The organism is Plantibacter sp. Leaf314 (assembly GCF_001423185.1).
Lineage (GTDB): Bacteria > Actinomycetota > Actinomycetes > Actinomycetales > Microbacteriaceae > Plantibacter.
The window spans coordinates 1,590,792-1,603,459 of record NZ_LMOB01000001.1; the positions used below are offsets into that span (position 1 = coordinate 1,590,792).

At 69.3% G+C, this 12,668-nt stretch carries 10 protein-coding genes; 4 read left to right on the plus strand and 6 right to left on the minus strand.

Features of this window, described 5'->3' with window-relative positions:
* Positions 1–92: 92 nt before the first annotated feature.
* From ASF68_RS07445 to ASF68_RS19035, 3 genes are read left to right on the plus strand one after another with little or no spacing between them, the layout of a single operon-like run.
* Entirely contained in the window at positions 93–2,912 is a 2,820-nt protein-coding gene (locus ASF68_RS07445) for an MMPL family transporter (RefSeq protein ID WP_056008830.1), read from the plus strand.
* Positions 2,909–5,023 (plus strand): YhgE/Pip domain-containing protein, encoded by a 2,115-nt coding sequence (locus ASF68_RS07450; protein WP_056008832.1) that lies wholly within the window; start codon positions 2,909–2,911, stop codon positions 5,021–5,023. Before ASF68_RS07445 ends, ASF68_RS07450 begins: the two co-directional genes overlap by 4 nt.
* Positions 5,024–5,059: 36 nt before the next feature.
* Complete coding sequence (locus ASF68_RS19035) at positions 5,060–5,200, plus strand: hypothetical protein (RefSeq protein WP_164488332.1); 141 nt, start codon at positions 5,060–5,062, stop codon at positions 5,198–5,200.
* A 16-nt stretch (positions 5,201–5,216) separates the two neighbouring features.
* Here the strand turns inward: ASF68_RS19035 and ASF68_RS07455 are convergent, their stop codons facing one another.
* The 5 genes from ASF68_RS07455 to ASF68_RS07475 form a co-directional block, all read right to left on the minus strand.
* Entirely contained in the window at positions 5,217–6,209 is a 993-nt protein-coding gene (locus tag ASF68_RS07455) for an NADP-dependent oxidoreductase (RefSeq protein WP_056008835.1), read from the minus strand.
* A 73-nt stretch (positions 6,210–6,282) separates the two neighbouring features.
* A complete protein-coding gene (locus tag ASF68_RS07460; protein WP_056008838.1) occupies positions 6,283–7,119 on the minus strand; it encodes a carbohydrate ABC transporter permease in 837 nt (278 codons plus the stop codon).
* On the minus strand, positions 7,116–8,096 hold the full coding sequence (locus ASF68_RS07465) for a carbohydrate ABC transporter permease (RefSeq protein WP_056008841.1): 981 nt from the start codon (positions 8,094–8,096) through the stop codon (positions 7,116–7,118). The genes ASF68_RS07460 and ASF68_RS07465 overlap by 4 nt, the downstream gene beginning before the upstream one ends.
* Before the next feature lie 6 nt (positions 8,097–8,102).
* On the minus strand, positions 8,103–9,401 hold the full coding sequence (locus ASF68_RS07470; protein WP_056008845.1) for a sugar ABC transporter substrate-binding protein: 1,299 nt from the start codon (positions 9,399–9,401) through the stop codon (positions 8,103–8,105).
* 112 nt (positions 9,402–9,513) lie between these two features.
* A complete protein-coding gene (locus tag ASF68_RS07475; protein ID WP_235526768.1) occupies positions 9,514–10,746 on the minus strand; it encodes an aminotransferase class V-fold PLP-dependent enzyme in 1,233 nt (410 codons plus the stop codon).
* 236 nt (positions 10,747–10,982) lie between these two features.
* Between ASF68_RS07475 and ASF68_RS07480 the strand changes: the two genes are divergently transcribed.
* A complete protein-coding gene (locus ASF68_RS07480) occupies positions 10,983–11,675 on the plus strand; it encodes a FadR/GntR family transcriptional regulator (protein ID WP_056008848.1) in 693 nt (230 codons plus the stop codon).
* A 21-nt stretch (positions 11,676–11,696) separates the two neighbouring features.
* On the opposite strand, the gene ASF68_RS07485 is transcribed toward ASF68_RS07480, so the two are convergent.
* A complete protein-coding gene (locus ASF68_RS07485; RefSeq protein ID WP_056008851.1) occupies positions 11,697–12,638 on the minus strand; it encodes an SDR family NAD(P)-dependent oxidoreductase in 942 nt (313 codons plus the stop codon).
* Positions 12,639–12,668: the final 30 nt, after the last annotated feature.

The following is a 12,668-nucleotide window of genomic DNA, read 5'->3' on the forward strand; positions in this document are numbered from 1 at the left end:
TCATGTATCGGATACACCGCTGTATCGAATCTGTCCGAACCCGTCGGCCGGTCCGACTGCTCGCAGCGCACCGGCCTCGCTAGGAGCGACGCGTGTCCTCACTGCTGTACACCCTCGGCCGCTGGGCCTTCCGCGCCCGGAAGCTGGTGCTGATCCTCTGGATCACCGTGCTCGCGCTCGCGGGCGCCGGAGCGCTCCTCCTCAACCAGGGCACCGACAACGCCTTCTCCATCCCCGGCACCCAGTCGCAGGAGGCGCTCGACTCGCTCGAGCACACCTTCCCGCAGGTCAGCGGCGCGTCCGCTCAGATCGTCGTCGTCGCCCCCGCCGGCGACACCGTCGAGGACACCGCTGTCCGGTCCGCCATCGACGACGCCGTCACCTCGCTCGGCCGCATCGATCAGGTCGAGCAGGCGGTGTCGCCGTTCGACGAGAACATCACCGGTGCCGTCTCCGACGACCAGCGGGCCGCCCTCATCTCGATCCAGTTCGACAGCGCCCAGTCCGACATCACCGCGAAGACCGTCGCCGACCTCGAGCGCGCCGAGGCGGACCTCGCCGACGGCCTGCCGACGGGTGCGCAGTCGTCGCTCGGCGGGCAGTTGTTCAGCAACAGCCTGCCCACGCTGAGCATCATCGAGCTCATCGGCGTCGTCGTCGCCCTCGTCGTGCTCGTCCTCACCTTCGGTTCCTTCCTCGCGGCAGGCATGCCCCTCATCACCGCACTGCTCGGGGTCGGCATCTCGATGGCGCTCATCTTCGTGGCGACGGTCTTCGGACCGATCTCCTCCACCACGCCGATGCTCGCGCTCATGCTCGGCCTCGCCGTCGGGATCGACTACGCCCTCTTCATCATCTCGAGGCACCAGGACGGTCTGCGCACCGGTCTCGATCCGGAGGAGTCGACCGCCCGCGCCACCGCCACGGCCGGGTCCGCCGTCATCTTCGCGGGCCTCACCGTCATCATCGCGCTGCTCGGCCTGGCGGTCGCGAACATCCCCTTCCTCACCACGATGGGCGTGGCAGCGGCGGTCGGTGTCGCGATCGCGGTCGTCATCTCGCTCACCCTCATCCCCGCCATGCTGGGCTTCGCCGGCGAACGGCTCCGGCCGAAGGTGAAGCGCGCCAAGCGCGCGAAGCGGCAGGCGACGGCCGGAGACCCGGTCCCTGAGCACCACGACCCGGCCCCTGAGCAGCAGCACCCGGTCCCCGAGCCTGTCGAAGGGCGCCCCAACCGCTTCTTCCTCGGCTGGGTCCGCGGCGTCACCCGCCTGCCCATCGTCACGATCGTCGCCGTCGTGGCCGTGCTCGGCGCCCTCGCCATCCCCGCCCTGTCCCTCCGGCTCGCGCTCCCCGACGCGGGCTCACTCCCCGAGAGCGACAGCGCCCGCATCACCTACGACCTCGTCTCCGAGCACTTCGGCGAAGGCTTCAACGGCCCCCTCGTCGTCACCGGGAGCATCGTCGGCAGCACCGACCCGCTCGGGCTCATGGCCGACCTCAAGCAGGAGATCGAAGGACTCGACGGCGTCGCAGCCGTCCCACTCGCCACCCCGAACGCGACGGCCGACACGGGCATCATCCAGGTGATCCCGAGCGGCAGCCCCGATTCGCAGGCCACCAAGGACCTCGTCGCCGAGATCCGCGGCCTGCACCAATACTTCCTCGACGAGTACGACGTCGACCTCAAGGTCACCGGGTTCACGGCCATCGGCATCGACATCTCCGACCGACTCGGCGGCGCGCTCCTCCCCTTCGGCCTCATCGTGGTCGGCCTCTCGCTCGTGCTGCTGACGATGGTGTTCCGGTCCATCTGGGTGCCGGTCAAGGCCACCCTCGGCTACCTCCTGTCCGTCGCCGCCTCCTTCGGGGTCGTCGCGCTCGTGTTCGAGCACGGCGTGTTCGCCGAGGCGCTGCACGTCGCACGCACGGGGCCGGTCATCAGCTTCATGCCGATCATCCTCATGGGCGTGCTGTTCGGACTCGCGATGGACTACGAGGTCTTCCTGGTCTCCCGCATGCGCGAGGACTTCGTCCACTCGAAGCTCGCCCGCCGATCGGTGGAGACCGGCTTCCTCGGCTCGGCGAAGGTGGTCACCGCGGCCGCCGTCATCATGTTCGCCGTGTTCGCCGCCTTCGTGCCGGAGGGCGACACGAACATCAAACCCATCGCGCTCGGGCTCGCCGTCGGGGTGTTCGTCGACGCGTTCATCGTCCGGATGACCCTCGTCCCCGCGGTGCTCGCCCTCCTCGGCGACCGCGCCTGGTACCTGCCGATATGGCTCGACCGGGTCCTCCCCTCGTTCGACGTCGAGGGCGAAGGCCTGCAGCGGGAACTGGAGCTGCGGGCCTGGCACGGCGGGGCCGACGTGGCGATCGCCGCCGACGGGCTCACCCTCGAGGGACCTGGCGGTCCGCTGTACCGCGACGTCGAGACGACAGTGGCGGTCGGCGACGTGCTCGCCGTCCGAGGATCCCGACCGGTGTCCGTCACCGCGCTCCTGCTCACGCTCTCCGGTCGTCTCGAACCGGACCGCGGACGGCTCAAGGTCGCCGGACTGGTCCTGCCCGTCCGGGCCGGCGCCGTCCGGTCCCGCGTCGCCTACGTGCGGCTCGACCACGGCGAACCGGTCGCCACCCTCAGCTCAGCGCTCGCCGAGCGTCCGGCGGTCGTCGTCCTCGACGGTGTCGACACGGTGCCGGACCAGGACACGAGACGTGCCCTGTACGAGCGGCTCCTGGTCGCGAAGCAGGCAGCAGCACGGGCGGCCCGGCCGCTCACGGTCGTCATCGGCACCGACGACGTCGCGTCGCTGTCGGACGTCCTGCCCAGCGGCGCGACCGAGGTCCTCGACCTCGATCCCGCCACCTCCTCCCCCACCGCCAGTGCTGAATCGAAGGTCGACGCATGAGCACCATCCTGAACCGTCTCGAACGGGCCCGCTCCGGCAAGGGCGTCACGGTCGTCTCCATCATCGGCCTCATCCTCGTGCCCCTCGTGATCGCCGGCGGCCTCGTGTGGGCCCTGTGGAACCCGGCGGAGCGCCTCGGCCAGGTCACGGCGGCGATCGTCAACGAGGACGAGCCGGTCACCGTCGACGGACAGACGGTGCCACTCGGTCGACAGCTGTCGGCCGGGCTCGTCGACGGCGACCAGGAGACCAACTACACCTGGGTCATCACCGACGCCTCGGACGCGAAGGCCGGGCTCGCCGACGGGTCCTACACCGCCGTGGTGACGATCCCGGAGAACTTCTCGAAGGCCGCGACCTCCTTCTCGGGCGACGCGGCCGACGCCGAGCGGGCGCGCCTCGACGTCACGACGAGCGACCGCAGCAAGCTCGTCGACGACGCCATCTCGCAGACCATCACGCAGACCGCCGCCTCGCTCCTCGGGCGCCAGCTCACGACCACCTACCTCGAGAACGTCTATGTGGGGTTCAACACCCTCCACGACCAGCTCGGGACGGCCGCCGACGGCGCTGAACAGCTCTCCGTCGGCGGGCTGTCCCTGGCGCAGGGTGCGCAGCAACTCGCGAACGGCACCACGCAGCTCGCCACCGGTGCGGCACAACTGTCGACGGGTGCGACGCAGCTGAGCGACGGGGTGGGGGCGCTGGCCGACGGCGCGACGCAGTTGTCGTCCGGTGCGACCCAGCTGAGCGGCGGCGCGGGTCAGCTCGCCAGCGGCGCCGCGACACTGAACGCCGGGGCGCAGGGTGACGGGACGACCGAGAACCCGGGCCTGGTCGCTGGAGCGGCGGGGCTCGCGAGTGGTGCCGGAGAGGTGTCGTCCGGTCTGGCCGGGCTGTCGGCCGGCGCCGAGGGCACCAAGCAGCTCACGGCCTCCGTCGCTGCACAGCTGGCCAAGCTCACCGCCGACTGCGCCGCGTCCGGAGCGTCCGCGATCTACTGCGCTGACGTCGCGGCGGCGAGCGGCCTCGCCACCACGGTCGCGACCGGCGGGCCGATCGGCGCACCCACGGACTACCCGGGTACCGCATCACTGGCCGACAGCACCGCCGAGGCGGCCGGCGGTGCGGCCGGTCTGGCGGCCGGGGCGACGCAGTTCTCCTCGAAGATGCCCGACCTCGTCGCCGGCATCGCCCAGCTCAACACGGCGGCGGCGCAGATCGCCGCCGGTGCGGCCGGACTCGCCGACGGCGCGTCCCAGGCGGCCAGCGGGACGGCACAGCTGCAGACGGGTGCGTCCGCGCTCGCCGACGGCGCCGGCCAGACGGCCACGGGCACCACCCAGCTCGCCGACGCGTCGAGCCAGCTCGCGTCGGGCGCCGGGACCCTGTCCGGTGGGATCACCTCCCTCTCGTCAGGCCTGCAGAGCGCCGTCGACAGCCTGCCGACGTACACGAGCGACGACCGGAAGAACCTCGCCGACGTCGTCGCCGACCCGGTGTCCGCCGGGGACTCCGCGACCGTGTCGTTCGGGACGAACAGCGCGCCCTTCTACGCCGTCCTCGCCCTCTGGCTCGGGGCACTCGCGAGCTTCCTCGTGCTCCGGCCGGTGCCGACGCGGGCGTTCGGCTCCACCCGCTCCTCGCTGCGACTCGCGCTCGGCGCCTTCGTCCCCGCGGGTGCGATCGGGATGCTGCAGGGCCTCCTCGTCGCCGTGATCACCGCGCCGCTGCTCGACCTCGACCCGGCGGGATGGTCCGCGTACGCCGGGATCGCGGTGCTGGCCGGGCTCGCGTTCGCTGCGGCGAACCAGTCGCTCAACGCCCTGTTCGGTGGTGCGGGTCGGTTCATCTCGATGATCGTCGCGATCGTCGGTCTGGCGACGGGCATCATCGCGACCGTCCCCCAGGTGCTCGACCAGCTCCTCGCCTTCCTGCCGATCGCCCCAGCGCTCGGCGGACTGCAGGCGATCGCCATCGGGGACACGGGAGCCGCGGCCGGTGTGGTGGGCCTCGTCCTCTGGCTCCTCGGGTCGCTCGCCGCGACGACCTTCGCGGTCGCCCGGGCGAGGACCACCTCGGTCAAGGCGCTCGTCCCGGCCACCGCCTGATGCTGGGGTGAACCCCCTCGCCGATAGGCTGGGACGATGAGTGATGGCGAAGACCGGGAACTGGCCGAGTGGGGCGAGCAGCGCAAGCGCCGTCAGCGGCTGATCGCCTGGGTGCTCGTCGTCGCGCTCGTCCTCGGTGGAGGCGGCGCGACCGTCCTCGGCTTCATCTTCAACTAACCGAGAGCGACGGAGGCTACGGCCTCGCGTCGTGCAGGTCTCGCTGCTTCACGATGCGGTCGGGGTTCGCCGGTCGCATGCCGACGATGATCTTGCCGCGGGCGTGCAGACGCTCGAGATCCTCGAAGGCGTCGATGATGAGGTCGAACGGGTAGAACGCCGAGACGACGACCTTCAAGGCATGGTCGGCCGCGTACTCCGCGAGTCGCTCGAGTTGCTTCGTGGCGTGTGCGGCGAACTCCTCGTCGGGCTCGAGAGCGGCGAGCTCGATCGCCTTCCGATCCTCGCTCGACCGGTACTTCTCCGACGGGACACCGAGCTCGGCGGCGAGCTGCTGCCCGTCCTGGCCGAAGTTGTCGATGAACGCCGTCACGCCGTTGGGAGCGAGGGTCCGGATCCGATCGGCCATCCCGTCGCCGTAGACGACCGGCTTGACGCCCTGTTCGCGGAGGAAGTCGTGGTTCCGTTCACCGCAGGTGCCGATCACGCGCACGCCCGCGAAGGTCGCCAACTGCGCCTCGATGTTCCCGACGCCGCCGGCCGCAGCGGAGATCACGAGCGTGTCGCCGCGCTTCAGGTGCAGACCGTCGAGGGTCTCGAGCGCGGTGAGCCCGGCGAGGTACAGACCGCCGGCCTCCTCCCAGCTCACTCGCTTCGGCTTGCGGACGAGGGACGACGCCGGGACGACGACCTGGGTGGCGTGTGCCCCACGGACGGCGTGGCCGATCACCTCGTCACCGCGTCTCCAGCCGGTGACGCCGGTGCCGACCTCGCGGATCAGCCCGGCGAAGTCGCTCCCCTGCCCGGTGGGCAGCTCGATCGGGACCGTGTCCGCGAGGTTCCCCTCGCGGACGAAGGCCTCGATGTGGTTGATGCCGCTCGCCAGGACGTCGACGACGACCTCGCCCCACCGCGGGTGCGGCATCTCGGACTCGACGAACTCGAGGACGTCGGGGCCGCCATAGCGGGCGTAACGGAGGGACTTCGTCGTCTGCTTCGAACCGAACATGGTTCATCTTCCACCTGGAGGTCGCTAGAGAGACGAACTACCAGCTCGCGTCCAGGTTCGATTCGCTGCGGCGTCAGCCCTTCACCGCCCCCGAGGTCAGCCCCTGCACGATGTACCGGCTGGCGAAGGCGAACAGCACCATCGTCGGGATGATCGTGAGCACGGCGGCCGCCGACATGGAGCCCCAGTCGATGTTGTAGCTCGTGATGAAGCCGTTGAGCGCCGTCGGGATCGTCTTGTTGGCATCGCTGTTGATGAGCGTCACCGAGAGGAACAGCTCGTTCCAACAGTTCACAAAATTAAAAATGAACGCCGCGACGATGCCGGGCTTCAGCACCGGGACGAGCACCCGGAACAGGGCACCGAACCGCGAGCAGCCGTCGATCATGGCCGCCTCCTCGAGCGCATCCGGGATGTTCTCGAAGAATCCGCGGAGCATCACCGTGCAGAACGGGATGCACACCGCGATGTAGATGAGGATGAGCCCGAATCGGTTGTCGACGAGCTTCAACTGCGTCATCAACAAGTACAGGGGCCCCAGCGCGATGAACGACGGGATCATCTGGGTGGCGAGGAACGCGAGGAGAATCGCTCCCTTGCTCCGGAACTCGAACCGGGCCAGCACGTAGGCCGACAGCATCGAGATGAAGGTCGCCACGACGGCCGCGACCGTCGCGACGATGAGGCTGTTCAGCACGTAGGTGCCGAACTGCGCCTTGCTGAACAGGCCCAGGTAGTTCTCGATCGAGAACACCTCCGGCCAGTACGTCAGCGGGTAGGAGAAGATCGCCCCCGGCTTCTTGAATGAGGTCACGACGATCCAGTAGAGCGGGAACACCGTGATCACGAGCCAGAGCCCGAGGAAGAGGAACTTGACGACCTTCGCGGTCCGGGTCTCCTGGTCGATCATGCCTTCACCTTCTTTTCGCGCATGGACAGCAGGTAGAACGCCGTGAAGACGAGCAGGATCGCGACGACGATGAGTCCGATCGCGGACGCCCGGCCGTAGTCACCGCGCTGGGTGGTCGCGATCATCCACGTCGTGAGGATGTGCGTCTGGTTCGCCGGACCGCCACCCGTCATGCCGTAGATGATGTCGGGGAAGTTGAAGATCCAGATGACCCGCAGCAGCACCGTGAGGGCGAGCGTCGTGCGAATGTACGGGATGGTGATCTGGAAGAGCATGCGCGCCTTGCCTGCACCGTCGAGCGCGGCGGCTTCGAAGAGGTCCTCCGGCACCGACTGCAGGGCGGCGAGGATCATGATCGCGAAGAAGGTGACGCCGTACCAGACGTTCGCCACGATGACGGCGAACATCGCGGTGTTCGGGTCGGCCAGCCACGGGATCGGGGTGTCGATGAGCCCGACCTTCTGGAGGAGGTCGTTGATGACGCCGAACTCGCTGTTGAACATCCAGCGGAAGAGGATGCCGATGAGGAATCCGGAGATCGCCCACGGGAAGAAGATCATCGCCTGGTAGAGCCCACGGAAGCGGAACTTCCGGCGCAACCAAAGGGCGATGCCGAAGCCGATGACGAACTGCGGGACGATCGAGGCGACCACCCAGAGGACGGTGTTCGCGACGACCTTGCCGAACGCTGGGTCGGCGAACACGGCCAGGAAGTTCGCGAAACCGACCCACGAGGTGTCGGTGAGGTTGGCGAGGTTCCAGTTGCGGAACGCCATCTGGGACCCCGCGATCATCGGGTAGTAGATGAAGATCGCGACGAAGATGAACGCCGGAGCGAGGAACGCGAGGAGGCCGAAGCCGCGGCGCACCGTGAAGGTGCGCCGCCGACGCCCGCCGGCGGTCCGCGAAGGACCGGCCGGGGGTGTCGGGGCCGCATGCTGCTGCTTGCGACCCGCTTCGTCAGTGGTGGTCGTCATGGACGGTTACTCGCTCTTCCACTTCTCGGTCCAGTACTCGTCCCAGCCCGCGAGGAGCTTCTCCGGCGTCAGCTGGCCGATGAGGACCTGCTGGATCTCGGAGTCGGACTTCTGGATCCACTCGGTCCACCAGGAGGAGCCGCGCGGCTGCGTGACGCTCAGGTAGGTGTCCGGGTTCTCGTTCATCGTGACGTAGCTGGCCCAGGGGCCGGTCTTGTAGAAGTCGCTCTCGGCGGCGCTCTTCACGATCGGGACGAGGCTGTTCTCCTGGGCGAACGTCGTCGCCTGCTTGTCCTCGGACAGGAACTCGATGAGCTTCGCCGCTTCAGCCTTGTGCTCGCTCGACGCCGCCGTGCCCCAACCCGCGGTCGCCATGGGCTGGGCGGCCTTGCCGGTCGGTCCGGTCAGCAGCGGAGCCGTGCTCCACTGCTCGGCCGTGATCGCCTCGGACTGTTCGACGGTCGCGATGACCTCGGGGTCCTGCAGCAGGAACGCGGTCGAGCCGTTCGAGAAGCCCTCGACCATCTCGGGGTAGCCCCACGCGACGGACGACGGCGGCGAAGCCTCCTTGAAGAGGTCGAAGTAGGTGTTGACCGCGTCGAGCGCCTCCGGTGCGGAGAAGATCGTGTCGCCGTTCGTCAGCTTGAACGCGTTCTCGGTGTCGAGGTCGTCGGCGACGTAGGCCTCGATCGCGGCGACGACGTTGCTGTTGGCGTTGGTGCCGCCGCGGAAGGCGTAGCCGAACTGGTTCTTCGACGGGTCCTGGATCGCCGATGCCTGCTCGAGGAGGTCCTCCCAGCTCGCGGGCGGGCCGTCGAACCCGGCCTCCTTCACGAGGTCGGTGCGGTAGAAGAGGCTGAGGCCGTAGAAGCCGTAGGGCACGTACCAGACCTTGCCGTCCTCACCCTTCGCGTACTTCGTCGCGTTGTCGGTGAGGTCGTCCCAGCCCTTCCAGTCCTTCAGCTCGCTGTCCATGTCGGCGAGCCAGCCGTTGGTGGAGAAGGGACCGACGGTGATGTCGCGGACCTCGAGCACGTCGACCCCGGAGCCGGACTGCAGCATCTGGGTGATCTTCTGGTCGGCCTGGTCGGTCGGCGGGGAGATGAGCTCGACCTTGATCTTCGGGTTCTCGGCCTCGAAGTCCGCGATGAGCGTCTTCAGGACCTCGGTCCGGGCGGGGTTGGTCAGACTCTCGACCATCTGCAGGGTGACGGTGCCGTCGCTCGCTCCGCCGGCGCAGGCCGACAGGGCGAGGCCGGCGACGACGGACAGGCCGATGGCGGCCGATGCACGTGACTTCCTCATGCTCGCTTCTCCTTTGAGTGGTGCTGGTGGGGGTGCTGTGTGGGGGTGCTGGTGTGACGATGTGGGGTGCTGGTGTGCTGGTGTGCTGGTGTGACAGGCGTGCTCTCGACGCTCAGCTCGTGGCCGCGCGCTCCTGCTCTGCCCATCGCGCGAGGACCGGGACGGCGTGCTCGGCGAAGTCCTCGAAGTCCTCCGGGGTGTTGTAGACGTGCGTCGAGAGGCGGACGTAGCCGATCCCGTCGAGGCTCGTGAACGCCCCTTCGACACCGAGTTCGGCCGAGACGCGGTCGCGGAGGCCGTCGGCGGTGGCGTGCGTCGTCGCGAGACCCGTCGGCAGCTTCACGAGCCGCAGGGCGTTGACCGGCATCCCGACGTCGACCCGACTGTCCTCGCCGGTGATGGCGGAGACCGCGTCGGCCACGACGTCGACGGCGTAGTCCGCGAGCTCCGTCATGTAGGTGCGCGCCTCGTCCCAGCCCCAGCTGTCCTCGATGAACCCGAGCGAGGTGCCGGCCGCGAGGTAGCTCGTGACGTCGACGGTGCCCTGGGTGTCGAAGCGCTCAGGGAACGGGTACGGCGAGCCCCACGAGTCGATGAGCGGGTACAGCTCCTGCGCGAGCGGGCTGCGGGCGACGAGGACGGCGGCCCCTCGGGGCGCACACCCGAACTTGTGGAGGTTGCCGACCCAGAAGTCGCAGTGGAGGTCGCGCATCGGATCGGCGTACAGGCCGGGGACGTGGGCGGCGTCGACGAGGGTGGGGATCCCGGCAGCGCGGGCGGTGTCCGCGATCTGCTGGACCGGCAGGAGGCGGGCCGTCGGCGAGGTGATCTGGTCCATCACCACGAGGGCCGTGCGGTCGCTGAACTCGGCGACCACGGCGTCGTGGGCGGCCTGGGCGTCGGCGTCGAGCGGGATGCGCGCGGTCCGGACGGTGCCGCCCCACCGGCGTGCGAGCCGCTCGGCTCCCATCGTGACGGCGCCGTAGCCGTGGTCGGTGACGACGATCTCCAGGCCGCGCTGCACCGGGAGGCTGGAGAAGACGACGCTGGCGCCGGCGCTCGCGTTCGGGACCATCGCGAGCTGGTCGACCGATGCGCCGAGGAAGTCGGCGATGCCGACGCGCGCGGCGGCGACCTTCGCGGGGAGTGCGGGGAACCAGGTGAGCGGCGCGGCCTCCATCTCGCGGCGGAGCGCCTGCTGGTGGTCCTGGGCGACGATCGGGACTGCACCGAAGGAACCGTGGTTGATGTGGCGCTTGGTCGGATCCAGCGTCCACGCGGCCGTGGCAGGTCGGCCGTCGCCGAGCATGAGCGGCGCTGGCCGTGCGATGGTGCGAGTGTCCACAGTGACGTTCCTCCGAGTCGATTATGCAGTGGATTGTCCGATAACCATAGAGGTCACGTTTGATGACTTGGGTTTCTATCGTGTTACAACTGGTCGAAAGCACGTCTGCGAGGAATAGTCATCCGATGACTTGTGTCGGAGGCGTACAGTCATCGGATGTCTCGACGCCCCACGTGCTCGCCGGCGCACCGTGGCACGGCCGCTACGATGGCGTGACGACCCTTGGGAGGACCGGCATGTCAGCAGTCGACACGGCGTTCCACGGGCTCCGGCACATGATCGCGTCCGGGCGCCTCGTCGCCGGTCAGCGCTTCCCCGCCGAGAGCGAGCTGTGCGACGAACTCGGTGTGTCCCGCGGCTCCTTGCGGGAGGCCGTCCGCATGCTCGCGGCGCTCGGCATCATCGAGTCACGCCACGGCTCGGGCACCTACGTGTCGATGCTGCGTCCTGAGGAGATCATCGGCAGCCTGTCACTCACCGTCGACCTCCTCCCCCTCGACGGGCTGCTGCAGATGTACGAGCTCCGACGGGTCCTCGAGACCCATGCGGCCTCGCAGGCGGCCGCCCGCGCCGGCGAGCAGGTCCACGCCGAGCTGGCATCGCTCGTCGCGGCGATGGAGGAGACGACGGACCCCGCCGAGTCGAGCGAACTCGACCACCGGTTCCACGAACTGATCGCTCGGACCGCCGGCAACGCGACGCTGACGGCGCTCCTGCAGGTGTTCCGCTCCCGCTCGCGGGCCTACGACGTCTTCAGCCTGCCGGACGGCGACGAACTGCGGCGGGTGAGCAACCGAGGCCATCGCTCGATGACGGAGGCCATCATCGCCCGCGACCCGGTGGGTGCGGCCGGCGCGGCCTCCGCGCACGTCGCGCAGACCGAGGAATGGCTGCGCGTGCTGCAGCCTCCGGCCACCCCCGCCGACTGAACGGCCCGACTCGGACGCTGGTCAGCGCGTCGGGAGGATGGGCGTGCCGATGAGCCGCTCGAGCTCGGTCCAGAGTGCCGAGGCGACGTCCCGGTCGGTCGTGATCGCCGCAGGGGTCTGGCGCACGGCGTCGCCCTTCGTCAGCCACCGGGGGCCGTAGAACCAACCGCCGTCGGCCGACTCGTCGGTGACCGCCCGGAGCGTCGGCTCGGCCCCGCGTTGCTTGCTCTGCGCGTAGACGGACTGCAGCGTGTCGGAGCAGCGACGTCCGCGCGTCGGCTCGTTCACACCGGGGACACGACGGTCGAGTCCGTTGACCGAGTAGCCGGGGTGCGCGACGAGCGCCCGGACGGTGCTGTGCGACACGGCGAGCCGGCGGTCGAGCTCGAAGCCGAGCGACGAGAGGGCGATCTTCGACTGGGCGTACGCCTGCCAGCCGCTGTATCCCTCACGCAGCTGCAGGTCGTCGCCGTGGAATCGGACGAGCAGGGTGGACAGACTGCCGAGGAGCACGACGCGCGGCGCGGTGTCGTGCTCGTCCGCCGTGCGCTGCAACACGGGCAGCGCTTCGGCGAGCAGGGCGGCATGCCCGACGACGTTCGTCGCGAAGACCAACTCGATGCCGTCGGCCGTCTCCTGGCGGTCCTTCGGCATGTGCACCATGCCGGCGTTCGCGACGAGGGCGTCGAGCCGGTCGAGCTCCGACAGCCGGCCGGCGGTCGCGCGCACCGAGTCGAGCGAGGAGGTGTCGAACGGGAGGTGGCTGAGTCGGGCGCCGGGCACCTTCACCCGGATGGCGCGCATGGCCGCTTCGGTCTTCGATGCATTCCGTGAGGCGAGGATCACCTCCGCGCCAGCCTGTGCGAGTCCGAGACTCGTCCAGAAGCCGAGGCCGGCGTTCGCTCCGGTGACGAGGACGACGCGTCCGGTCTGATCGGGCAGGGAGTCGGCGTTCCAGGTCATGGACCCATCCTGGCGCAGGACGCTGGACGC